Source organism: Halorarius litoreus, from assembly GCF_024362405.1.
In the GTDB taxonomy this organism is placed as follows: domain Archaea; phylum Halobacteriota; class Halobacteria; order Halobacteriales; family Haloarculaceae; genus Halorarius; species Halorarius litoreus.
The window spans coordinates 1,381,448-1,405,897 of sequence record NZ_CP101454.1 but is presented as its reverse complement, the minus strand read 5'-3'; the positions used below and the strand labels follow the sequence as shown (position 1 = coordinate 1,405,897).

Annotated in this window: 21 protein-coding genes; 16 read left to right on the top strand and 5 right to left on the bottom strand. The window is 67.8% G+C overall.

Translation table 11 applies throughout. From position 1 onward, the window contains the following. Positions 1-7 precede the first annotated feature (7 nt). On the bottom strand, positions 8-166 hold the full coding sequence (locus NL126_RS22110) for a DUF7563 family protein (RefSeq protein ID WP_434084161.1): 159 nt from the start codon (positions 164-166) through the stop codon (positions 8-10). A gap of 137 nt (positions 167-303) precedes the next feature. Here NL126_RS22110 and NL126_RS07135 point away from each other — a divergent pair, with 137 nt between their 5' ends. Next, entirely contained in the window at positions 304-999 is a 696-nt protein-coding gene (locus NL126_RS07135; protein WP_255198235.1) for an SDR family NAD(P)-dependent oxidoreductase, read from the top strand. Between the two features lie 132 nt (positions 1,000-1,131). Here the strand turns inward: NL126_RS07135 and NL126_RS07130 are convergent, their stop codons facing one another. Both NL126_RS07130 and NL126_RS07125 read right to left on the bottom strand, forming a co-directional pair. Next, the gene (locus tag NL126_RS07130; protein WP_255198234.1) at positions 1,132-2,256 is read right to left on the bottom strand and encodes an ORC1-type DNA replication protein; all 1,125 of its coding nucleotides are present in this window, start codon (positions 2,254-2,256) and stop codon (positions 1,132-1,134) included. 103 nt (positions 2,257-2,359) lie between these two features. Continuing rightward, entirely contained in the window at positions 2,360-4,333 is a 1,974-nt protein-coding gene (locus NL126_RS07125) for a MutS-related protein (protein WP_255198233.1), read from the bottom strand. A gap of 124 nt (positions 4,334-4,457) precedes the next feature. Between NL126_RS07125 and larE the strand changes: the two genes are divergently transcribed. Beyond that, entirely contained in the window at positions 4,458-5,330 is an 873-nt protein-coding gene (gene larE / locus NL126_RS07120; protein WP_255198232.1) for an ATP-dependent sacrificial sulfur transferase LarE, read from the top strand. Here the strand turns inward: larE and NL126_RS07115 are convergent. Further along, on the bottom strand, positions 5,327-5,950 hold the full coding sequence (locus tag NL126_RS07115; RefSeq protein ID WP_255198231.1) for a histidine phosphatase family protein: 624 nt from the start codon (positions 5,948-5,950) through the stop codon (positions 5,327-5,329). The two genes, larE and NL126_RS07115, sit on opposite strands and share 4 nt — an antisense overlap. 158 nt (positions 5,951-6,108) lie before the next feature. On the opposite strand from NL126_RS07115, the gene lipA reads away from it, so the two are divergent. From lipA to NL126_RS07065, 10 genes are all read left to right on the top strand, one after another. After that, on the top strand, positions 6,109-7,050 hold the full coding sequence (lipA, locus tag NL126_RS07110; RefSeq protein ID WP_255198230.1) for a lipoyl synthase: 942 nt from the start codon (positions 6,109-6,111) through the stop codon (positions 7,048-7,050). Positions 7,051-7,292: 242 nt separating this feature from the next. Next, positions 7,293-8,399: a pyruvate dehydrogenase (acetyl-transferring) E1 component subunit alpha gene (pdhA, locus tag NL126_RS07105; protein ID WP_255198229.1), complete on the top strand. Its 1,107-nt coding sequence runs from the start codon at positions 7,293-7,295 to the stop codon at positions 8,397-8,399. Positions 8,400-8,401: 2 nt separating this feature from the next. Continuing rightward, complete coding sequence (locus NL126_RS07100; protein ID WP_255198228.1) at positions 8,402-9,382, top strand: alpha-ketoacid dehydrogenase subunit beta; 981 nt, start codon at positions 8,402-8,404, stop codon at positions 9,380-9,382. Position 9,383: 1 nt separating this feature from the next. Further along, positions 9,384-10,940 carry a dihydrolipoamide acetyltransferase family protein gene (locus NL126_RS07095; protein ID WP_255198227.1) on the top strand — a complete coding sequence of 519 codons (1,557 nt, stop codon included), beginning with the start codon at positions 9,384-9,386 and terminating at the stop codon, positions 10,938-10,940. A gap of 103 nt (positions 10,941-11,043) precedes the next feature. Then, positions 11,044-12,264 carry a threonine ammonia-lyase gene (gene ilvA, locus NL126_RS07090; RefSeq protein ID WP_255198226.1) on the top strand — a complete coding sequence of 407 codons (1,221 nt, stop codon included), beginning with the start codon at positions 11,044-11,046 and terminating at the stop codon, positions 12,262-12,264. 196 nt (positions 12,265-12,460) lie between these two features. After that, positions 12,461-13,660, top strand: a complete 1,200-nt coding sequence (locus tag NL126_RS07085; RefSeq protein WP_350355491.1) for an ABC transporter substrate-binding protein — start codon at positions 12,461-12,463, stop codon at positions 13,658-13,660. Positions 13,661-13,687: 27 nt separating this feature from the next. Next, the gene (locus tag NL126_RS07080) at positions 13,688-14,755 is read left to right on the top strand and encodes an ABC transporter ATP-binding protein (RefSeq protein ID WP_255198224.1); all 1,068 of its coding nucleotides are present in this window, start codon (positions 13,688-13,690) and stop codon (positions 14,753-14,755) included. A gap of 2 nt (positions 14,756-14,757) precedes the next feature. Beyond that, a complete protein-coding gene (locus tag NL126_RS07075; protein WP_255198223.1) occupies positions 14,758-15,690 on the top strand; it encodes an ABC transporter permease in 933 nt (310 codons plus the stop codon). A gap of 2 nt (positions 15,691-15,692) precedes the next feature. Continuing rightward, positions 15,693-16,526 carry an ABC transporter permease gene (locus NL126_RS07070; protein ID WP_255198222.1) on the top strand — a complete coding sequence of 278 codons (834 nt, stop codon included), beginning with the start codon at positions 15,693-15,695 and terminating at the stop codon, positions 16,524-16,526. 176 nt (positions 16,527-16,702) lie between these two features. Beyond that, positions 16,703-17,443, top strand: a complete 741-nt coding sequence (locus NL126_RS07065) for a helix-turn-helix domain-containing protein (RefSeq protein ID WP_255198221.1) — start codon at positions 16,703-16,705, stop codon at positions 17,441-17,443. 24 nt (positions 17,444-17,467) lie between these two features. Here the strand turns inward: NL126_RS07065 and NL126_RS07060 are convergent, their stop codons facing one another. Next, positions 17,468-18,802, bottom strand: coding sequence for a glutamine synthetase family protein (locus NL126_RS07060; RefSeq protein WP_255198220.1), 1,335 nt, complete (start codon positions 18,800-18,802; stop codon positions 17,468-17,470). A gap of 235 nt (positions 18,803-19,037) precedes the next feature. On the opposite strand from NL126_RS07060, the gene NL126_RS07055 reads away from it, so the two are divergent. The 4 genes from NL126_RS07055 to gcvT all read left to right on the top strand — a co-directional run bounded on the left by NL126_RS07055 (position 19,038) and on the right by gcvT (position 24,450). Continuing rightward, the gene (locus NL126_RS07055; protein ID WP_255198219.1) at positions 19,038-20,477 is read left to right on the top strand and encodes an aldehyde dehydrogenase family protein; all 1,440 of its coding nucleotides are present in this window, start codon (positions 19,038-19,040) and stop codon (positions 20,475-20,477) included. Position 20,478: 1 nt separating this feature from the next. After that, the gene (locus tag NL126_RS07050) at positions 20,479-21,960 is read left to right on the top strand and encodes a M81 family metallopeptidase (RefSeq protein WP_255198218.1); all 1,482 of its coding nucleotides are present in this window, start codon (positions 20,479-20,481) and stop codon (positions 21,958-21,960) included. Positions 21,961-22,154: 194 nt separating this feature from the next. Further along, complete coding sequence (locus tag NL126_RS07045; RefSeq protein ID WP_255198217.1) at positions 22,155-23,354, top strand: iron-containing alcohol dehydrogenase family protein; 1,200 nt, start codon at positions 22,155-22,157, stop codon at positions 23,352-23,354. Position 23,355: 1 nt separating this feature from the next. Beyond that, positions 23,356-24,450, top strand: a complete 1,095-nt coding sequence (gene gcvT, locus NL126_RS07040) for a glycine cleavage system aminomethyltransferase GcvT (RefSeq protein ID WP_255198216.1) — start codon at positions 23,356-23,358, stop codon at positions 24,448-24,450.

Genomic DNA, 24,450 nt, shown 5'->3' with positions numbered 1-24,450 from the left:
CCAGAACTTACGTTCGTCGGGTAGACCGGGCCTCCCGGACGTCGGCCCCGTCCCGGATCTTGTCCTCACACTGGGGGCACACGCGTGGGTCCTCGATGCCGTTGGGCGTGAAGACGCGTGCGTACGCTGCCGTTACGAACGAACCGCAGTTCTGGCATTCCGGCATACTCCGTGCGACGGCGTCTACCCCCATAACAATAGCGTGGGTGTCATTAGCAAACCAGCAGGATTTGACGCGAACGAGCCCGGTTCACGCCGATACCGGTGGCGTAGCTAGTTGTACCGGGAGCACCTATCTCGGGTATGACAACAACTGCAGTCGTCGCTGGCGTCGGGCCGGGGCTCGGCGCGGCGGTCGTGCGGCGGTTCGATGCGGCTGGCTGGTCAGTCGGCCTGTTCGCCCGTTCGAGTTCGTACATCGAGACGCTCGCTGACGAACTCGACCACGCCCTCGCCGTCGAGACGGACATCGCGGACCCTGACGCCGTCGCCGCAGGGTTCGAGGCCGTCCGCGAGGCGTTCGGCCCGGTCGACGTGCTCGTGCTCAACGCCTCGGCCGCCTCGTGGAAGGGAACTCTCGACATCTCGCCGGACGAGTTCGACACCGCCCTCGACGTGAACGTTCGCGGCGCGCTCTCCTGCGTGCAGGAGGCCGTCCCGGACATGCTCGATGCGGGCGACGGGGGGACGGTCATCTTCACTGGTGCGACCACCTCGGTCCGGGGACGCAAGGGTGCCATCGGCTTCTCGGCGGCGAAGTTCGCGGCTCGCGGGATGGCCGAGTCGATGGCCCGCGAACTCGGTCCCCAGGGGATACACGTCGCACACGTCGTCATCGACGGCGGAATCCGGCCACCCTCGATGTCGGCTGACGCCGACGACGCCCACGAGTACCTCGACCCCGACGCCATCGCCGACGCGTACTGGCAACTCGTCGAACAGGACCGGCGCGCGTGGACGCTAGAACTCGACCTCAGGCCACACGTCGAGGAGTTCTGAGACGAAGGTTCAAGTACCGGAGCGCGGCCACCGAACCCGTGACGTAACCGTCATCCGGAGCGGTCACGGCGGGAGTGTGGGCCGCCGCTCGGGGCAGTGCCACGGCCCGCCTGTTCGCCCTCTAGAAGCGCGCTACTCCAGGCGGTCGAGAATCGCCTCGGCGTCGTACGCCAGCCGCAGCTCCCGCGAGCGGCCCCGGCCCTCGACCTCGGCGTACTCGGCGTCGACGAGGCCGAGCTGGTCGAGCTTGTTGATGATCTCCGAGTAGCGGGTGTAGCCGAGGTCCGTCTCGGCGTTGAACGCGTCGTACACCTCGCCAGCGCGCTTCCCGTCGTGTTCGGCGAGCACCCGCAGGAACGCCCGCTCGGACTCCGAGAGCCCGCGGAGGTGCCGCGACAGGTGGACGTGCTTCGCCTTCTCGTAGGCGCGGTCCACGTCCTCGACTTCGACCTCCGTGGAGGCACGCATCTCAGCGTTGAGCCCCGCCCGTCGGAGCAGGTCGATGCCGACCCGGAGATCACCGCCCGACTCGGCAGTCCGCTCGGCGACGCGGTCGAGCACCTGCGGACCGACGGCACCCTCGCGGAACCCGCGGTCGACCCGCTCCTGCAGGATGTCGACGATCTCGCGCTCGCCGTACTTCGAGAAGTACACCTCCTCGGGTCGGAACACCGACTGGACCCGGCCGTCCAGTTCGCTGATGACGTCGAGGTCGAGGTCCGAGGAGACGACGATGACGCCGATCTTGGCACCGGAGTGCGCCTCGTGTGCTCGCAGCAGCGAGTAGAGCGTGTCCGACGCCTCGTTCTCGTAGAACAGGTAGTTCACGTCGTCGAGCGCGACGACGAGCACCTCGTCCTCTTCGACGAGCCGGTCGGTGATCTGGCCGAACAGCTTCTTGAACGAGATGCCCGACGTGGGCGGCTCGTACTCGAAGATGCCCTCGAACAGCCGCGAGAACACCGAGTAGCGCGTCGAATCGACCTGACAGTTCACCTGTACCGTCCGCACGTCGGAGACGGACGCGAGCTCGCCGAACAGCTTCTGGACCGCGGTGGTCTTGCCCGTTCCCGGGGGGCCGCGTGCCATCACGTTCAGCGGGCGCGACCCGCGAACTGCGGGCCGAAGCGCGTACTTGAGCGTCTCCATCTGCTCGTCGCGGTGGCGGAACGTCTCGGGGACGTACTCGAAGTCGAAGACGTGCTCGTCGCGGAACACCGACTCGTCCCAGCCGAGCATATCGCCACCCTCGCTCATTTCACTTTCACCTCGCTTCCGGGGGCACTTAACCGTTACCGCGGTCCGGGCGTTCGGCGCCCACGTCCGGACCGACGCGACCACGCTCGTGGCCGTCCGGCCGTCACTCGCCGAACTTCTCCAGCAGCCGTGGATAGAACTCGCCGTCGTCGGCCGCGGCGAGTTTCTCGACGATGAGCTCCGGCGTCGACCGCGCGAGGTGGTTCTTCTTCGGCGAGCGCGTCACCTCCAGTTCCCCGTCGCGAAGCCCGACGGCCTCGATGCCGTCGACGGTGACGTCGATGTCGGCGGCGTCGCGTATCTCCGCGGCGAGGTGGGAGACGAACACCGCCGTCGAGTCGCTCTCGGCGAGCGCTTCGAGGATGCCCGCGATGATGAGCGCCGACGCTCCCGGTTCGGTGATGGACTCCAATTCGTCGACGAGTACCAGCCGCTTCGCGCCGCCCGTCGCGACGTCGCCGAACTCCCGGAGTGTCGACTCGAACGCCCCGGCGTCGAGCGTGCCCTGCGATTTGGCCTGGTAGTGGAGCGCCTCGAATCGCTCAACGCGCGCGACCTCGGCGGGGACCGGGAGCCCCATGTGCGCGAGCACGGCCACGAGCCCGACGAGGTCGAGCGTCGAGGTCTTCCCCCCGGAGTTCACCCCGGAGAGGACGGCGACGCCCTCGACGGCGTAGTCCACCGGGTCGACCTCGTCAAACGGCACGTCGAGCAGCGGGGACCGACCGCCTTCGATGGCGAACCCCTTGCCATCGAAGGTGGGCATCGTGCAGTCGAAATCGTGGGCGAATCGCGCGACGGCGAGTTCGACATCGAGTTCGAGTGCCGCGTCGACGAGGTCCGCAGCGGGCGCCCGCATGTCCGCGAGCGACTCCGCGAGGTCGCGCTTGAGCCGTGCGGCCCGGCGGTCGCGCTCGGCGGTGAGTTCCTCTCGGAGTTTGGAGACGGCGCGGTCGCTCGCCTCGACCGGAAACGTGGGGTCGTCGCCGAACGCCTCGTGGGCGACGTCAGCGTGGTCACGGAGCGCGAGCGCGTCGACCAGCTGGTCGCGCGCCGCATCGACCGCCTCGGCGTACTCGTCGGCGAGTTCGCGCGAGAGCAGCGAATCGACGCCCGCACCCTGCTCGACGAGCGACAGCAGGTCCGCCCCCTCGATGGTCACGTCCTGTGCCTCGATAGCCTCACGAAGCCGGTCGTTGGCGACGCTCTCGGCCATCGACACCGCGGTGTCGAGGTCGTCGACCGCGGTGGAGAGTCGGTCGAGCTCGTCGTCACCGGCAACGGTCCCGTCCGCGTCGAGGCGAGCGAGTGCGTCGTCGAGCGTGTCGAGGTCGAGCGGAGCATCGAGGCCAGCGGCCGCGTGAACGCGCGCGGCGGCTCGGAGCCGGTCGCGGTTCTGCGTGAAGAACGCGAGGGCACGCTCGGGGACGATGGAGACCGGGTCCGAGAGCGCGTCGGGCTGGACGCGCACGTCCCCCTCGACGTCGACCCCGACGAACGTCTCGTCGAGCGCGACGACCGTCGCGTACCCCCGTGCGAGTTCTGCGAGCCCGCGGGCGTCCTCGACGAGCTCCACGGAGAGTTCGGGGATGGCCTCGCGTGCCTTTGTGTACGTCTCGGCGTCCGTCGTCGCGAGACAGCGGTCACGCACCCGCACGTCTCGCGGCGGGTCGAGGGGTTCGACCCCGTCCAGCGCCTCGAGCACGTCGGGGTCGGGGTCGCGTTCGGTCGCGGCCGCGGCGAACTCGCGTACCTCGGCGATGCGCGACCCGCTCGCAGACGGATAGAGCGTCTCGAGTCGGCGCTTCGCGTAGGTGGTGACGGCTCGCTCCTGGAGCAGGGCGAGGGCGTCGTCGTACAGTTCCCGCGCCCGGTCGGTCACGAGGAACGCCCCATCGTCGCCGTGTCGCGCCCGGATGGCACCGCGGGCGATGCGTGCGGCGCGGCCCTGACTGATGCCCGGTGCGCGGGCGATAGCCGCCACGTCGCCGCGTTCGAGGGCGCCCTCGGGGTCGTCGAGCTGGCGGAGTCGGTCGGCCGTCTTCGCACCGACACCCGGTACCGACTCCAGATTCATTGGGATACCGTAGCACCGCCAGCCCGGAAAACTCCATCGGAGCTAGCAATCGTGGGTCATGGCGTCAGCATCGACGAGCGACGGTTCCCGTGGCGCTTTTCTCCGTCGAACGCAGAGGGTGACCATGACTCTCGACGCGGCCGTCGCCGCGAAACTGGACGCCGCGCGCGACGACCTCGCGGCCTTCGACGGGGTGCTCGTCGCCTTTTCGGGTGGCGTGGACTCCTCGGTGGTGGCCGCCATCGCCCACGACGCGCTCGGCGAGGACGCCGTCGCGTGCACCGCGAAGTCAGAGACCCTACCGGCGGCGGAACTGGAGGACGCGACGCGCGTCGCCGACGAGATCGGCGTCCGTCACGAGATCGTCTCCTTCTCCGAACTCGACGACCTGAACTTCGTCCAGAACGACGGCGACCGCTGTTACCACTGCCGGTCGATGCGCCTCGGACGAATGTTCGACGCCGCCCGCGACCTCGGCATCGACGTGGTCTGCGACGGGACGAACGCCGACGACCCCGGCGAGGGCCACCGGCCCGGCCTGCGCGCCGTCGAGGAACTCGACGCCTACTCACCGCTGCTGGAACACGACATCACCAAGCCGGAGGTGCGAGCGATCGCGGACCACTACGGCCTCTCCGTGGCGGACAAACCCTCGATGGCCTGTCTCTCCTCGCGGATTCCCACGGGGCTCGAAGTGACCGAGGAGCGCCTCTCCCGCGTCGAGAAGGCCGAGACCCTCCTGCGAACGTGGGGGTTCGAACAGTTCCGGGTGCGCGACCACGACGGGCTCGCCCGCATCGAAGTCGGCGAAGCGGAACTGGAGCGCGCGCTCGACGTCGACTTCGTGCGTGCGGCGCGCGACCACCTGCTCGACTGCGGGTTCGACCACGTCACGCTCGACCTGGACGGCTACCGGACCGGGAGCGTCTCCCCCGCGAACGACGAACCAGACGAAGCTGCGGTTCTCGACGCGGAGTACCCGACGACCGACGACTAGGCCCAGCTGCGCCCGTTCGTCTCGACGACGCGCGTCTCTTCCTCCGAGTGCTCGAACACCGTGACGCCGCAGTTGTCGATGTGGTGGTCGAGGACGGCCTCCTTGATGGGGAGGTCCTCGACGTGCCCGAGCAGCATGTAGACCGGGCCGCCGTGAGTGACGACGAGCCGCGTCTCGTCGGGGCCGGCCTCGTCGAGAATCGCCTCGAAGCGGTCCGTGACGCGGTCGTACACGTCCACAAGGCTCTCACCCGAGTCGGGCACGCGGTCGGCGGCGTCGACGGCGGCCTCCCCCAGTCCGAACTCGGGGAAGCGGTCGAACACGTCGTCGTAGGTGAGCCCCTGATAGACGCCGATGTCGCGCTCGCGCCACGCCATCTCGTAGGAGGTGTCGGCGAGGTCGAACTCGAGCGGGTCGACGAGGCGCTCGGCCGTCTCCTTCGTCCGCAGGAGGTCGGAGGCGTGGACCGCGTCGAACGCGTACCGGTCGGCGAGCCACGCACCCGCGGCCTCGGCCTGCTCGCGCCCGGTGTCGTTGAGTGGGACGGGCGCCCACCCCTGCATTCGCCCCTCGCGGTTCCACGCCGTCTCGCCGTGCCGGACGACGACGATGGTGGTCATCTGGTCGGTGTGTTGGGTCGCGCGGTGATGAGCGTTCGTGTCCAGGTGTGGATTGCGGTGGGACGACACCCCGCGTCGGCCACGCCCGCAGGAGCGCTAATAACCGATCACACACCGACGCCAGCATGCTTTAGTCCCCACGGCCGAATATCAGGCCAATGAGCGGCACCCGCGACCGCCCACGCAAGCCGGAGTGGCTGAAGATGCGACCCCCCTCCGGCGAGCGGTTCGCCGAGATCAAATCCACCCTCCGTGAGCACGACCTCCACACCGTCTGTGAGGAGGCGTCGTGCCCGAACCTCGGCGACTGCTGGAGCGGGCGCAACGGCCCCGGCACCGCGACGTTCATGCTCATGGGCGACCGCTGCTCGCGGGGCTGTAACTTCTGTGACGTCAAAACTGGGGGAATGGACCCGCTCGACGCCGACGAACCCGCCAACGTCGCCGACGCGGTGGCGAAAATCGGCCTCGACTACGTCGTCCTCACTTCCGTAGACCGCGACGACCTCCCAGATGGCGGCGCGGGCCACTTCGCCGAGACCGTTCGCGAAATCAAGGCCCGCGACGCCTCGATTCTCGTCGAGGCGCTGATTCCCGACTTCCAGGGGGACGAAGCGGACGTGCAGAAGGTCATCGACGCGGGGCCTGACGTGCTCGCGCACAACGTCGAGACCGTCGAGCGACTCCAGTGGCCCGTCCGGGACCGCCGGGCGAACTACGAGCAGTCGCTGTCCGTCCTCGGACAAATCGCCGACTCCGACTGCTACGCGAAGACGTCCATCATGCTCGGCGTGGGCGAGTACGACCACGAGGTGTACCAGACGCTCTCGGACCTGAAACAGACGGGCGTCGACATCGTCACGTTCGGCCAGTATCTCCAGCCGTCGCGTCGCCACCTCGAGGTGTTCGACTACGTCCACCCCGACGTGTTCGACACCTGGCGCGAGGTCGCCGAGGCGGAACTCGGCTTCCTCTACTGCGCGTCGGGGCCGATGGTGCGGTCGTCGTTCAAGGCCGGCGAACTGTTCGTCGAGGCGGTCGCCCGCGAGGGGCTGAGCGTCGAGGAGGCACGCAAGCAGGCACGAGTGCGCGGCGACTAAAATCACCTGGGCGACGGAGCCGCCGAGATCCCACCTGCCCGAACCCGGGATGAGACACGGTGTCACCCCACGAACCCGGGATGATTTCCCACGAGCGTCCAGATTCACCGAGTGAATTCGACGGAAGGTAGACGTTCGTCCGAGTGCTCTCGGCAATAACGGCACCCAGAGAAAGGTATTTACGAAAACCATATCACGCGGGCGAGTGAGCCTTCCCGTATGTCAGTACGGGTGGTCCGACCGTGAGTGTGCTACAGCGAGACCCGCGCGACCGGGTCCAGATACTCGACGAGGACGGCCAGGTGCTCGACGGGGCGACCGTCCCCGACCTCGGGGACGACGCGATGGTCGAGATGTACCGGTCGATGAAACTCGCCCGCCACTTCGACCAGCGGGCGGTGAGCCTCCAGCGGCAGGGCCGGATGGGGACGTATCCGCCGCTCTCCGGACAGGAGGGTGCGCAAGTGGGTTCGGCGTTCGCGCTCGACGAGCAGGATTGGCTCGTCCCCTCCTACCGCGAACACGGCGCGGCGTACGTCCGCGGCCTCGAACTCGACCAGACGCTCCGCTACTGGATGGGCGACGAGCGCGGCAACGCCCTCGAAGGCCTGCGCATCTTCCCGGTCGCGGTCCCAATCGCCTCGCAGATTCCTCACGCCGCCGGACTCGGCTGGGCCGCGCGCCTGAAGGGCAACGACGAGGCCGTCCTCTGTTACTTCGGCGACGGCGCAACGTCAGAAGGAGACTTCCACGAGGGACTCAACTTCGCGGGCGTGTTCGATTCGCCCGCCGTCTTCTGGTGTAACAACAACCAGTGGGCCATCTCGGTCCCGCGCGAGCGACAGACGAAGTCCGAGACCATCGCCCAGAAGGCGACCGCCTACGGCATCGACGGCGTGCAGGTCGACGGGATGGACCCGCTCGCGGTGTATCAGGTGGCGAAGGAGGCCGTCGACAAGGCGAAGAACCCGGGCGAGGGCGAGCTCCGCCCGACGCTCGTCGAGGCGGTCCAGTACCGCTTCGGCGCGCACACGACCGCGGACGACCCCTCGGTCTACCGCGACGACGACGAGGTCGAACGCTGGAAGGCGAAGGACCCCATCCCGCGGCTGGAGAAGTTCCTCCGGGGCCGCGGCGTCCTCGACGACGAGCGCGTCGACGCCATCACGCAGTCGGTCGAAGACGAGGTCGCAGACGCCATCACGACCGCCGAATCGTACGAGCGGCCCGAGCCCGCGGACATGTTCGCCGACGTGTACGCGGAGATGCCGAAGCGGCTCGAACAGCAGCTCGAATACCTCGAACAGCTCCGCGCGGAGTACGGCGACGACACCTTACTCGAACACTAACCATGAGCAGTCAGAACCTCACGCTGGTGCAGGCGGTACGGGACGGAATGATGGGCGAGATGCGGCGCGACGACGACGTCGTCGTGCTCGGCGAGGACGTCGGGAAGAACGGCGGCGTCTTCCGCGCCACCCAGGGACTCTGGGACGAGTTCGGCGACGACCGGGTCATCGACACCCCGCTCGCCGAATCGGGCATCGTCGGAACCGCCATCGGCATGGCCGCCTACGGCATGAAGCCAGTCCCGGAGATACAGTTCTCCGGGTTCATGTACCCGGCGTTCGACCAGATCGTCTCGCACGCGGCGCGCCTCCGCAACCGCTCGCGGAGTCGCTTCACGGTGCCGATGACGCTGCGCGCCCCCTACGGTGGGGGCATCCGCGCGCCGGAACACCACTCCGAGTCGAAGGAAGCGTTCTACACCCACGAAGCCGGCCTCAAGGTGGTGGTGCCCTCGACGCCGTACGACGCGAAGGGGATGCTCGCGGCGTCGATTCGCGACCCCGACCCGGTCGTGTTCCTCGAACCGAAGCTCATCTACCGCGCCTTCCGCGAGGAAGTGCCGGACGAGGACTACACGGTCGAGCTGGGTGAAGCGGCCATCAGGCGCGAGGGCACCGACATCTCGGTGTTCACGTGGGGCGCGATGACCCGCCCGACGCTCGAAGCGGCCGAGAATCTGGAAGACGACATCGACGTGGAGGTCGTCGACCTCCGCACCCTCTCACCCATGGACTGGGACACCATCGTCGACTCGTTCAAGAAGACCGGCCGCGCGGCTGTCGTCCACGAGGCGCCCAAGACGGGCGGCCTCGGCGCGGAAATCACGGCGACGATTCAGGAGGAGGCCCTGCTGTATCAGGAAGCCCCGATCAAGCGCATCACGGGCTTCGACGTGCCCTACCCACTCTATGCGCTCGAAGACTACTACATGCCCGAGGCCGCGCGCGTCGAGGACGGTATCCGGGAGGCGATGGAGGTCTAAAATGGTCCGAGAGTTCAAACTCCCCGACGTCGGCGAAGGGCTGAGCGAAGCGGAAATCGTCAGCTGGCTCGTCGAGGTCGGCGACACGGTCTCGGAAGACCAGCCCGTCGCCGAGGTCGAGACGGACAAGGCAGTCGTCGAGGTTCCGTCGCCCGTCAACGGCACCGTCCGGGAGATCCTCGCCGAAGAGGGTGAGATGGTCCCGGTCGGCACCGTCATCATCACGTTCGATGTCGAGGGCGAGGCCGCAGAGCCGGTCGAAGAATCCGGTGGCGCGGCCGAATCCGAGGAGCCCGCCGTCGAGTCGGCCGTCGAACCGGTCGACGAGAGCGACGCCAACGGCGACTCCGCAGGCGCTGCCAGCAAGGGCGGCCGTACCTTCGCGGCACCCTCCGCACGTCGGCTAGCGCGTGAACTGGATGTCGACATCGCGGCCGTCGAGGGCTCGGGTCCCGGCGGGCGCGTGACCGACCAGGACGTTCGGGCACACGCCGAGGGCGGTGGGAAGAGTACGGAGAGCGACGAAGCCGACTCCGCGGTCAAATCGGCGACCCGGAAGGTCACCGACGAGGCGGACGAGGCGGAACCCGAACCCTCGACCACGGCGAGTGCGTCGTCCGTCGAGCGAGCCGGGCGCGACCAGACGCTCGCCGCGCCCGCGACCCGCAACCTCGCCGAAGAGGAGGGCGTCGACCTGAACGACGTCCCCACCGACGAGGAGCGCGACGGCCAGCCGTTCGTCACGCCCGAGCAGGTGACACAGTACGCGGAAGCCCAGCGCGCTGCACAGGAAGCCGACGCACAGGCCGTGTCGGCAGCGGCCCCGAGCACGGCGCCGGACACCGAGACCACCGCCGAGGGCGAGGTCGAGCGGATTCCGTACAAGGGCATCCGCCGGACCATCGGCAAGGCGATGGAGCGGTCGAAGTACAGCGCCCCGCACGTCACGCACCACGACACCGTCGTCGTCGACAACCTCGTGGAGACGCGGAAGCGGCTCAAGCCCGCCGCCGAGGAGCGCGGCATCAAGCTGACGTACATGCCGTTCGTCGTGAAGGCCATCGTCGCGGCGCTGAAACAGCACCCCGTCCTCAACTCGCAGCTCGACGAGGACGCCGAGGAGATCCTCGTCAAACACTACTACAACATCGGCATCGCGGTGGCGACCGAGGCGGGGCTGATGGTCCCGGTGGTGAAGAACGCCGACGAGAAGGACATGCTGACGGTCGCGAGCGACGTGAACGAGCTGGCCTCGAAGGCCCGCGACCGCTCCATCTCCCGCGAGGAGATGCAGGGCGGCACCTTCTCCATCACGAACTTCGGTGCCATCGGCGGCGAGTACGCGACCCCCATCATCAACTACCCCGAGACCGCGATTCTGGGCCTCGGGGAGCTGAAACAGCGGCCGGTCGTCGAGGACGGCGAGGTCGTCCCCAAGTGGACCATCCCCATCTCGCTGTCCATCGACCACCGGGTCATCGACGGCGCCGACGCCGCACAGTTCGCGAACACCCTGATGAACTACCTGGAGAACCCGGAGCTACTCCTGCTGGAGTAGCTGCGTCCTCCCGTCGCTGAACCCGCCGGGTCGGCAGGAGTATATAAACACTCGGAAGCGGACGCGAAATCGCTTATGCGACCCTCCCTGCAACCGGCGGCGCATGGATGCCGTGACACTCTCTGACATCGAAGCAGCGCGCGACCGGTTCGACGACGAGGCGATCGTCCGTCGGACGCCGGTCGAGACCAGCCGGTCGTTGAGCGAGATGTCCGGGGCGGACGTCCGGCTCAAGATGGAACACCTCCAGCGGACGGGCTCGTTCAAGACCCGCGGTGCGTACAACAAGCTCGTGCAGGTGGCCGAGCGCGGCGAGACGCCGCACGTGGTGGCGGCCAGCGCCGGCAACCACGCACAGGGCGTCGCGCTCGCGGCCACGAGCGTCGGGCTGGAGTCGACCATCGTGATGCCGACGAACGCGCCCCAGACCAAGATCGAGGCCACCCGGGACTACGGGGCCTCGGTCGAACTCTACGGCCGTGACTTCCAGGCGGCGATGTCGCGGGCGCAGTCGCTGGCCGAGGAGCCGGGGACGCTGTTCGTCCACGCCTACGACGACCCGGACATCGTCGCCGGCCAGGGAACCCTGGGACTGGAGATCGTCGAGGACATCCCGGACGTCGACACGGTCATCGTGCCCATCGGCGGCGGCGGACTCATCGGCGGCATCGCGACGGCGGTGCGCGGCCTCGACCCCTCGGTGCGCGTCGTCGGGGTGCAGGCGAGCAACGCGGCGACGGTCCCCGAGAGCCTCGACAAGGGCGTCCCGGTCGACGAGGAGAACCCCCGGACCATCGCGGACGGCATCTCGACGGGCGGCATCTCGGAGCTGACGCTCGGACTCATCGAGGAGCACGTCGACCAGGTGGTCGTCGTCAGCGACGACGAGATCGCCGCGGCGACGCTCGTCCTGCTCGAACGGGCGAAACAGCTGGTCGAGGGGGCGGGCGCCACCTCGGTTGCCGCGCTCCTCTCTGACGACCTCGACGTGACCGGCGAGGTCGCCGTCCCGTTGCTGTGTGGCGGGAACATCGACATCACGCAGCTCCAGACGGTGCTCACCCACGCGCTGACCGAGCGGAGCCAGCTGCTCCAGCTCCGGGTCCGCATCGAGGACGAGGAGGGCGAGATGGCGACGCTCTCGGGCATCATCGCCGACCAGGGGGCGAACATCCGAACCGTGCGGCACGACCGCGCGGTCGACGACCTCCGCGTCGGCGAGGCGTACCTCGTGTTCAAGGTCGTCGCCAGCGGCACCGAACACGCGAAGAACGTCATCGCTGCGATCCAGCGGGCGGGGTACAAGGTCACCCGCGTGAACTGACGACCAGCGACGGCTGGCAGTCGGTGACTGCTCGCCTATATAAACGGCCACAAGGATATGCCACAATCGACATGGCTTGGAGCGGGCCAGCATGGGACGTGATGACGTGGACCGTTTCCGAACGAGACGGGTGCCGCGTGCGGTAGACGAACAGAGAGCTATGACTCGAAAATACGAATTCGACCGACGGGCGTTCATGAAAGGTGCAGCAGGTGCAGCCGGGGCTGCGGGGCTCGCTGGCTGTCTGGGTATCGGTGGGGGTGGGGGCGGCAACAAACCCTCCTGGATGACCGAGCAGCTCGCGCAGGTGCCAGCGTCGGAGCCACCGTCGCTGTACGAGCCGAGCGACTGGGAGAAGAACAATCAGGAGACGCTGTCGCACCTCACGTGGACCGGCTACGACGCCGAGAACGTGCAGGGGCCGTTCCGCAAGCAGTTCAACGCGGACACGAAGATCGACCTGTTCACCTCGAACCCGAAGGCGTTCAACCGCCTGAAGTCGGGTGAATGGAAGCAGTTCGACCAGGCGACGTTCGACATGGCCTGGATTCCGCGGCTCGCGAAGGAAGGGCTCATCCGGCCGATGAGCTACGAGGACTGGAAGCCGTACGCGTTCGACGAGTACATCGACCTGTTCAAACGCGAGAACGGCTACAAGTACGCGTTCGTCAACGAGGACGACTACACGTTCGACATCGACGGCACGCTGTACGGCCTCCCCCAGCGGTTCGGGTGGGCGTCGTTCGCGGTGAACACCGACGCCGTCTCGAAGAGCGACTACAAGAGCTACGACGCCGCGTGGTCCGAGGAGTACAACGTCGGCGTCTACGACCTGATGTTCTGGGGCATCCAGATCATCATGCTCCGCGAGGGCATCGAGCCGTACAAGGAGCACACCGACGAGGAGGTCGAGCAGGTCCGACAGGCCACCTTCGACCTGTTCGACAACGCGAAGACGCTGCTGCCCGACTTCGCCTCGATGAACCAGGCGCTGAAGTCCGGCGAGGTCGACATCGGGTTCATCAGCGGCAACTGGATCAACGGCACCCTCCGGCGCGACGGCAACCTCGAGTTCGAGGCGGTCGTCCCCGAGGAGGGGAGCGTCATCTGGGTCGAGACCACGGCGTTCGTGAAGGGCGAGCAGCCGCGGATCTCGGACAACTACATGGCGTACATGATGGAGGGCGAGAACGCCCTGAAGCTCTCGTGGCCGAGCTCCGGTGGGACGAACGTCGTCCCGCACAAGACGGCCCACGAGCAGTACAGCGACCGGCAGCGGGAGGTCCTCCGGGTCGACGCCCTGCCGGACATCATCGACCGGAGCGTCTTCTACACCGGCATTCCGGACCTGGAGAAGTTCGAACCCATCTGGCGCGAAGCGAAGACGCGTCTCTGACGCGTCGCGCATCTTTACGAGGCAACAATGCTCAAAGCTACCAATCTACGCAAGGAGTACGGGTCGCTCGTCGCTGTCAACGACGTCGACTTCGAGATAGAGACCGGGGAGTTCGCCACGATCGTCGGCCCCTCGGGCTGTGGGAAGACGACGATGTTGCGTATGATCGGCGGTCACCTCGAACCCTCGGGCGGAACGCTCGAGCTCGACGGCCGCGACATCACGTACACCGAACCCCAGGAACGGCCGACGAGCCTGGTGTTCCAGTCGTGGGCGCTGTTCCCGCACATGACCGTCCGGGAGAACGTCGAGTTCCCCATCGAGGCTCGCGGGGAGAACGCGAACGGCCGTGTCGACGAACTGCTCGAGCAGGTCCGGCTCGACCCCGACGTGTACGCCGACAAGAAGGCGACAGAGCTGTCGGGCGGGCAGAAACAGCGGGTCGCGCTGGCGCGGTCGCTCGCGTACGACCCCGACATCCTCCTGCTCGACGAACCGCTCGCCTCGCTCGACTACGTGCTCCAGAAGCGGCTCCAGCGTGAGCTCGCCGACCTCAACGACGAGCTCGGGATGACGTTCATCTACGTCACCCACTCGCTGGAATCGGCGCTCATCATGAGCGACCGGCTGTTCGTCATCGACGAGGGCGAGATCCTCCAGGAGGGCTCGCCCGAGGAGATCTATCGGCAGCCCAACAACAAGTTCATCGCGGAGTTCATGGGCGACGCCAACGTGTTCCCCATCTCCGTCGAAGGGCGCGACGGCGAGACGGTCCACGTGAGCAGCCCCTCGTTCGAGGGGTCGGCTAACGTCCCGTACTCCTCGAAGGTCGACGTCGAGCCGGACCACCTCGTGGTTCGCCACGACGACTGTATCGTCGAACCCGAGCTGACGCGGGCGATGGGCATGCCGGTGACGATCGTCAACATCCTCAACCACGGCAACACCGCACTCGTCGAGATCGAGGACGACGAGAGCGGCGAGGAGTACGTCGCCGAGATGCCCGTCGACCGGGTCCACGAGCTCGGCCTGGCACAGGGTGACGACGCCGTCCTCCAGTGGGAGGCGAACAAGGCGATTCCGGTGCCCGAGTGACCATGTCGACGATCGAGAGACTCCAGACGGGGCTCGAGAACGTCGGCGCGTCCGACGAGAGCCTGGTGGGGACGATGCTGCGCCCACCGTGGCTGTTCCTACTCCCGCTGCTGCTGTTGCTGGTGTTCATGTTCGTGGGACCGCTGCTCTCCATCGTCCTGATGTCCGTCCAGCCGGGCAACAGCATCCAGCTAGTCCCGACCACCTGGACGCTGGCGAACTACGAGGAGATCATCGCCGGCATCGTCTCCGGCGAGGGCGTCTACGGCCAGGTGATGGTCAACACCATCCTCATCAGCCTCACCACGACCGTCGTGACGCTGGTGTTCTCGTATCCGGCGGCGTACGCGCTGGCGCGGAAGATCGAGCGGTTCAAGCTGCTGTTCCTGCTCGCGCTCATCGTGCCGCTGTTCACCAGCGTCAACATCCGGGTGTTCGGCTGGGTGCTGTTCCTCGTCCAGAAGGGCGTGCTCCAGAGCTTCCTGGGGCTGTTCGGCATCACGACGCCGTCGCTGCTGTACCAGCGGTGGACCATCATCCTCGGGACGAGCTACGTCTACATGCCGTTCATGCTGTTCCCGATTTACCTCTCGCTTCTGACCATCGAGGACCAGCTGTTCGAGGCGGCGCGAGACCTCGGAACGAGCCGACTGAAACTGTTCAAGGACATCGTCCTGCCGATGTCCTGGCCCGGAATCGTCATCGGGTCGCTGTTCGTCTTCGTGTTGAGCCTCGGTGCGGAGGTGGAGGCACTGCTGCTCGGTGGCGGCTCCATCTACACCGCCGCGAACAACATCAGCTACTCGTTCGGCTACTCGCAGAACTGGCCGCTCGGGTCGGCACAGGCGATGGGCCTGCTGATCGTGACGCTCGTCTCGGGCGTCATCATCCTGCGGACCATCGACCTGCAGGAGATCGCCAAGCGAGGTGACTGAGTATGAGTACGAGTACTTCATCCGACCTGGTCGACCGTGCGCTCGGAAGCGTCTGGTACCTGTACGTCGGGCTGGTAGCGGTGTTCCTGATGCTGCCGCTGTTCAGCCTCGTCATCGCGTCGTTCTACGACGGCCAGATCTTCTCGTTCCCCTACGAGTTCACCGTCGACTGGTACGTCAAGGCGCTGCAGTCGAGCAGCGTCCAGTCCGCGGTAGCGACGACGGTCACCATCTCGATTCCGGTGACCATCCTCAGCACCATCATCGGGACGGCCGCGGCCATCGGCTACACCCGCCACGACTTCGGCGGCAAGGGCTACGTCAAGCTGTTCGCGCTGTTGCCCATCTTCTTCCCGCTCATCCTGCTGGGGCTGGGCATGTCGATGTGGGCCTCCATGACGGGGCTGGGCTACGGCGTGCTGCCGGCCATCATCGGCGAGCTCGTCTGGATCTCGCCCATCGTGATGTTCGTCGTCTCCATCACCGCGCTGGGCGTCGACCCGAACATGGAGGAGGCCGCGAAGGACCTCGGCGCCGACGCGACGATGCTGTACCGGGACGTCGTCCTGCCGCAGATCTCCGACGGCGTCGTCTCCGGTGCCATCTTCGCGTTCGTCCTCGCGTGGAACAACTACTACATCGTCTCCTACCTCAAGGGCTCGCAGATCACCATCACGACGTGGATCCACGGCCGCATGACCCAGGGGTTCACCCCCATCGTGCCGGCGCTCGCGTCGATGATCTTCTACTTCTCGCTGCTGCTGCTGGTCGCCGCCGTCGTCATCGAGCTGCGCGGCGCCGACATCAAGCAGAACCTGCAGAACATCCGGGACTGACGGCCGGCGTCGGCCCGGTTTTCGGCGTTTTCGGACCGTCAGCGGTGGGTACCGGCACCGACATCGACGGCGAGGTACTGTCAACTCTGTCGACAGAATTCATAAGTATCTCGTTACCGAATCGCACATGAATCGAACGTACGCCGAGTTCTCGTGCCTCGAATCAGACCCGAACCATGCTCGAATACACGTTTCGTATCAGACACAAGGGCTGCTGGACCGAGACAGTAAACGACACCTTCCCGAACGTCACGGCGACGATCGTCTACTCCTACCGACTGCTCGGCGTCAGCATCACGATGGTCGAGATGACGAACGTGTCCGAGGATGAGATCGACCCGCTGGTGGCGTGGCTCTCGGACCACGAGGTGATGACCGACGCCCAGCTCATCACGTACGACCCCGACAAGCACACGGCGCTCGTCAGTCTCGCGGGCGACTACAACACGGACACCGAGCCGGTGTTGAACGTCCTGCTCCGGAACCGGTGTTTCCCGACGGTGCCGGCGACCGTCTCCTCGGGCCGGGAGTACTGGACGGTGCTCGCCTCCGACCACGAGCGCGTGACCCAGACCCACGAGGAGTTAGAGCGGATGGGGTCGGTGGAGGTTGACTCGCTCAAGCGCCCCGGCGTCGACCGGATGCTCACCGGACTCATCGACATCAAGCAGGCGGTCCAGGACCTCTCGCCCCGACAGCGGGAAATCCTCGTCCGGGCGGTCGAGGAGGGCTACTACGACTCACCGCGGTCGTGTCGGCTCGAGGACCTCGCCGAGGACGACCCGGCGAACACCTCGACGGTGGGCGAACACCTCCGTCGGTCGGAGGCGAAGATCCTCACGACGGTCGCAAAACAGCTGCAAGAGACGGGAAGCAGCGAGGAAGGGTCGTCTCGGCGGCGGCGGGCGAAGAGTTAGTCCACGCGACGACGGCGTCGATCGCTAGAACTCGTCGCGGTACTCGCGGCGCTCCCACTCGGTGACGTGGTCCTGGTAGCGGTCGAACTCGTCGCGCTTGAGTTTCACGAACTCCTCGACGAGCGACTCGCCGAGCGCGTCGACGAGCACCTCGTCGCCCTCGAGGTGTGCGAGCGCCTCGGGGAGGGTGCGCGGGAGCCGCTCGTAGTCCTCGTGGTAGGCGTTCTGGAGCGTCGGCTCGCCGGGGTCGGTCTCGTTGCGGATGCCGTCGAGCCCTGCCGCGAGCGTCGCCGCTAGCGAGAGGTACGGGTTCGCCGACGTGTCGGTCACCCGGTGTTCGATGCGGGTCGCCGAGCCGAGCTCCGGTGGGAGCCGGAGGACGGTCGAGCGGTTGTCCGGGCCCCACGCGATGTTGACCGGCGCCCAGATGCCGGGGAGGAGCCGCTTGTAGCTGTTCACCGTCGGCGCACAGACCGCCGTCAGCGCCTTCATGTGGTCGAGCAGGCCGCCGACGAAGTGCCGGCCCGTCTCCGAGAGCCCGGCCACCTCCGGGTGTTTGCCAGCCGGGAACGGGATGTCGTCCTCGTCGCTCCGGAAGTGATTGGTCTCGCCGGCGTCGTCCCAGAGGCTGAGGTGGAAGTGCATCCCGTTGGCGTCCTCGCCGGAGTAGGGCCGCGGCATGAACGTCGCCTTCAGTCCCGCGTCACGGGCCGTCGCCTTCACCATATGCCGGAGGAACATGACGCCGTCCGCGGTGGTGAGCGCGTCGTTGTAGCGGATGTTCACCTCGTACTGGCCGGGCTGTGACTCCTGGTGGACGCCGAGCATCTCGTAGCCCGCCTCCGACATCGCGTCGCTCCACGTGCCGATGAGGTCGCTCGCCTGGTCGACGGCCGTCATGTCGTACGAACACCGGGTGTTGTACGGCTCCCAGCCCTCCTCGCCAGGTGCGAGTACGGAGAACTCCGACTCGACGCCGACGTAGGGGGTGTACCCCTCGGCCGCGAGGTCGTCGAGGGCGCGCTGGAGCGCGCCGCGCCCACAGAGATCCAGCGGCTCCCCGTCGACGGTCGTGAGGTCGGAGCAGGCGACGGCGGTGCCGTCGGCCCACGCGACGGACATCAGCGAGTCGGGGTCGGGAACCGCCATCATGTCGCCCGACTGCGGCCCGTACTTCGGGTCGTCGAGCAGCCCGGGTTCGAGCGTGAGTTCGGCGACGCCGTTCGCGAACCCGACGCCCTCGTCGAGCGCGTGCTCGTACTGGTCGGCCGGCAGTGAGATGCCGCGGGCGATGCCGTTGAGGTCGGTCCAGAGCAGTCGAACCGTCTCGAACTCGTCGGGTGTGTGTTGTGAACTCATCTGACGCCCTCTTTCCCAAGGTTCCGGAATAAGGTTTCACCCATAGAGTTATGGGCAGTTTTATTCCCCGTCTCACGCCGGACCGTCGAGCGACCCGCGACGACCACTCGATGGCCCTCGTCGAGCGGCCTCGGAGTCCCTGCCCCGGAGGCCGGCCCCGCGGCAGCAGCCCACACTTAAGCACCCACATATTGGTCCGATAAGCCTTAGGTCCGAATCTCGCGCCGTGCCTGGTATGCGATACGAACTGCTGATAGACGGCAGGTCGACCCAGACCGACGAGCGGCTCTCGGTCGAGAACCCGGCGACAGGAGCGGAAGTCGGGAGCGTCGCCCGGGCCGACGCCGCGGCCACCGAACGGGCGATCGAGGCGGCTGCCCGCGAGGCGCAGTCGTGGCGGGAGACCGACCCGACCGAGCGGGAACGCGCGCTGCTCGCGGTCGCCGAGGCCATCGAAGCGGACGCGGACGCGCTGGCCCACCTCCTCGTCGAGGAGACCGGGAAGTGCCGCGCCACCGCCGAAGGCGAGGTGGCCGAAACCGCCCAGCAGTTCCGGTTCTACGCGGGCGTCGTGGACAAGGTACGCGGTGACACCGTCCCCACGCCGTCGAGCCGGCTCAACTACACGAAGCGGGTTCCCTACGGCGTGACCGCCCACGTCGTCCCGTGGAACTACCCCCTGTTGCTGGGCTCGCGTGGCATCGCCGCCGCGCTCGCGACCGGCAACACCGCCGTCGTCAAGCCCCCGAGTCAGGCCCCGCTCTCGACGATGTGGTACGGCCAGCTACTCGTCGAGGAACTGCCGGACGGTGTCGTCAACTTCGTCCCCGGGCCGGGCAGCGAGGTCGGGGCCACGCTCACCGAGAGCCGCGACGTCGACGCCATCACCTTCACCGGGTCGACCAGCGTCGGCCAGCGCGTGCTGGAGGCGGCGGCGGCCAACATCACGCCCGCCGACGTCGAACTTGGCGGCAAGGCGCCCGCCATCGTGCTCCCCGACGCCGACCTGGAGAACGCCGCACGCGGCATCGTCACCGGAATCTTCTCGAACAGCGGGCAGAACTGCGTCGCCACCTCCCGACTGCTCGTCCACGAAGCCGTCCACGACGACCTCGTCGACCGTGTCGTCGAGCTCACCGAGGAACTCGAACTGGGCGTCGGCTCCGACCCCGAGACGGACATGGGGCCGGTCATCTCCGCGGAGGCGAAAGCCGACATCCTGTCGTACGTCGACGCGGCGGTGAACGAGGGGGCGACGGTGCTGACCGGTGGCGGCGAGCCGGACGCACCCGACCTGCAGGACGGGCACTTCGTCGAGCCGACCGTTCTCGGCGGCGTGACCAACGACATGCAGGTCGCCCAGGAGGAGATATTCGGGCCCGTCCTCTCGGTCATCTCCATCTCGTCGGCCGAGGAGGCCGTGGAGGTCGCCAACGACTCGCCGTTCGGGCTGGCCGCGTGCCTGTGGACCGAGCGGCTGGACGCGACCAAACTGGCCGACCGCCTCGACCACGGGCTCGTGACGGTCAACACGTTCCCCGTGTCGATGCCCCAGAGCCCGTGGGGCGGCAACAAGGAGAGCGGCATCGGCCGCGAAGGCGGGCTCGAGGGCGTCGAGGCGTTCACCACTGTCGACAGCGTCGTCATCGAGTACGACGACATGAGCGAGCCGTAAGATGGCGGGCGAGACGGTCGTCGTCTGCCGCATCGAACACGAGACGAACACGTTCTCGTCGCTCCCGACCGACCGGGCGTTCTTCGCGGACACCGGGCTCTACTACGGCGCGGACGTCGTCGACGAGTTCGAGGGGACGAACACGGACATCGGCGGCTTCCTGCGCGTCGCCGACGAGCACGACTGGGAGGTCGTCCCGACCGTCGCCGCGACGGCGACGCCGGGCGGCATCGTCACCGACGACGCGCTCACGACGTTCGTCGACGCCATCGTCGACGGCGTCGAGGAACACGACCCCGACGGCGTGTTGCTCGGGCTGCACGGTGCGATGGTCTCGGAGGAACACCGCGACGGCGACGGCTACATCCTCGAGCGCGTCCGGGAGGCTGCCGGCGACGTGCCGATGCTGGCGACGCTCGACCTCCACGCGAACGTCTCCGACCGGATGGCCGCGGCCGCCGACGGGCTGTTCGGCTACGACACCTACCCGCACGTCGACATCGGCGACACCGGCGAGGAGGCCGCCCGGGCGCTGGCCGCGACGTTCGCGGGCGACCTCGACCCGACCGTCGTCGTCGAGCGCGCGCCGCTGCTGCCGCCGCTGCCGCCGCTCCAGACCGCCATCGACCCGATGCGCTCGTTGCTCGACGCCGCCGCGGCCGCCGAGTCGGCGACGGCCCCCGACATCTCTGTGTTCGGCGGGTTCGCTTATGCCGACGTGGCCGAAGCCGGCTTCAGCGTCGTCGGCGTGACCGACCGGTCGACCGCCGACGCGACGCGCGAGACGTGTCGCGAACTGGCCGACGAGGCGTACGAGCAGCGGACAGGATTCGACCGCGACTATACCCCAGTCGGGGACGCGGTAGCGGAGGCCGCAACGTGGGACGCCGACGTCGAGGGCGGCCCCCTGCTACTCGCGGACATGGCGGACAATCCCGGTGGTGGGAGCGCACAGGACGGCACCGTCCTGCTGGAGGCGCTGCTCGACGCCGATGTCGAGGGCGTCGCGGTCGCGACGCTGGTGGACGCCGCGGCCGTCGACGCCGCGGTGGAGGCGGGCGTGGGCGAGACGGTCAGCGTCGAGCTGGGCGGGAAGGTGGAGGCGAACGGCGACCCGCTGCCCATCGAGGCGCGCGTCCGGTCGCTCTCCGACGGCACCTACCGCAACCAGGGGCCGATGTCGACGGGGATGCAGGTCACCTTCGGGCGGACCGCAGTGCTCGAAGTCGACGGCATCACCGTCGTCGTCGGCTCCCACCGACAGCAGCCGTACGACCCGGAGGCGTTCCGGAGTCAGGGCATCACACCCGAGCGCCAGCGCGTCCTCGTGCTCAAGAGCACGGTCCACTACCGCGCGGGGTTCGAGCCGTTCGTCGGCGGCATCCGCGAGGTGGATGCGCCGGGGCTGTGCAGTCCCGACCTCTCGACGTTCGACTACGAGCACGTCCCCCGCCCGCTGTACCCGCTCGACCCCGACGCGTAACTCCCGCGACCGCCCCCGTCAGACCGACGGAGGGCCGCCGCGTTCGGCAGATTCTCGCTATATAAACACTCGTACGTATGGGGCACAATCAGTATGCGGCGAACTCCGGTGGGTGATGGTAGAGTGTCCGGGCCGAGTTACCAACTCGCAACCGGCCACCGAACGACCCCCGTTCACCGGGGCTAGGAGCTACCATGACAGACAATCTTCAGATGTGGAACGTGCCGAACCGAGTTCTGTTCGGCGCAGGTGCCGCGACGGAAATCGGATCGTACGTCGACGATCTCGGGGCTCAGCGCGTTCTCGTGGTGACGGACGAGGGCGTCCGTGCCGCGGGCGTCCTCGACCCGCTTCTCGACTCGATCGAGGCTGCAGGGAAGGTCTACGAGGTGTTCGACGGCGTCCAGCCCGACCCGACGGACACCGTGGTCCACGAGGCCGCCGAGGCCTTCGAGGCCGCCGACGCCGACCTCATGCTGGGCGTCGGCGGGGGGTCGTCGATCGACACCGCGAAAGCCGCCTCCATCGTGACGACGAACGACGGGCACATCCTCGACTACGAGGGGAGCGGGAACGTCCCCAACGAGACCCCGCCGAGCGTCTACGTCCCGACGACGGCCGGCACCGGGAGCGAGGTCGGCCACTGGACCATCGTGAAGGACTCCGAGACGCAGGTGAAAGAGGAGATCGGCGACGTGAAACTGCTCGCCGACCTCGCGCTCGTCGACCCCGAGTTGACCGCGAGCGCCCCCGCGCCGGTGAAGGCGGCGACCGGGATGGACGTGCTGACCCACGCGGTCGAGGCGTACGTCTCCATCCGCCGGCAGAGCCAGACCTCGGCGCTGGCGCTGGACTCCGTCGAGAAGGTCGGCGAGAACCTGCGACGGGCCGTCGGCTACCGCGGCGACGACGACGAGGCGCTCGGGGAGATGGCCCGCGCGAGTACGCAGGCCGGCATGGCGTTCAACGGCGCGGGACTCGGCGCGGTCCACGCCCTCTCGCATCAGGTCGGCGGGATGTTCGGCGTCCCTCACGGTCTCGCCAACGCCATCATCCTGCCGTACGTGATGGAGTACAACCTCCCACAGGTGCCCGAGCTGATGGTCGACATCGCGGAGGCGCTCGGGGAGGACGTCGACCGCACGGCACCGTCGGCCGTCGAGGGGTACAAGGCGGTTCGGGCGACCCGGCGACTGGCAGACGACGTCCGCATCCCGCAGACGCTCGCCGAGACGGCCGCCGAGCGGGACGCCATCGGCCAGCTCGCAGAGCAGTCCCTGAACGACGGGAGCCTCACCGGGAACCCGCGACGGACCGACCGCGAGGACATGGAGGGCATCCTGGAGCGCGCGTTCGACGGCGAACTGCACTACGAAGCGAAGCTCGAGGTGTAAGATGGCGCATCGAGAGTCGCCGCTCGCCGCCGCACACGACGCCCTCGGCGCCCGGATGACGGAGTTCGGCGGGTGGGACATGCCCGTCCAGTTCGAGTCCATCAAGACCGAGCACGCGGCCGTCCGCGAACACGCCGGCGTGTTCGACGTCTCGCACATGGGCGAGGTCGTCGTCACGGGCCCGGACGCGGGCGAACTGCTGAACTCGCTGACGACCAACGACGTGTCGGCGCTCGACCCCGGCGACGTCCAGTACGCCTGTATCTGTCGCGGAGACGGCGCCATCGTCGACGACACCGTCGTCTACCACCGCCCGGAGGGTGGCTACATGTTCGTCCCCAACGCCGGACAGGGCGGCGAGATGGCCGGCAACTTCCGCGCGTTCGCGGAGTCACGCGACCTGACCGCGACCGTCGAGAACCGGACGGACGACCTCGGAATGCTCGCCGTCCAGGGGCCCGAGGCTGAACAGCACGTCGACGCGGCGACGGCGGACTCGGTCGCCGACGCCGGGCGGTTCACCGCCCGACGAACGACCATCGACGGGGTCGACTGCCTCGTCTCTCGTACCGGCTACACCGGCGAGGACGGGTTCGAGATCGTGTTCCCCGCCGACGAGGCGATGCCGGTCTGGACTGCCTTCGACGACCTCCAGCCGTGTGGCCTCGGCGCGCGCGACACCCTGCGGCTCGAAGCGGGCCTGCTGCTCTCGGGGCAGGACTTCCACCCGGTTCGAGAGCCACGGACCCCCTACGAGGCGGACCTCGGGTTCGTCGTGGCGCTCGACACCGAGTTCGTGGGCCGGGACGCGCTCGCCGAGCAGCACGAGACGGGCGTCGACGAACAGCTCGTCGGCGTCGAGCTCGACGAGCGCGGCGTCCCCCGCCACGACTGCCCCATCCTCGTCGACGGCGAGGAGGTCGGCCACGTCACCAGCGGGACGATGAGCCCGACGCTCGACATTCCCATCGGCGTCGGCTACGTCGACGCCGCGTACGCGGAAGCAGGGACGGACGCAGCCGTCGAGATCCGCGGCACGGCGAAGGAAGCAACGATAACCAGCCAACGGTTCCTCCAGCGGCATCGCAACAACTGA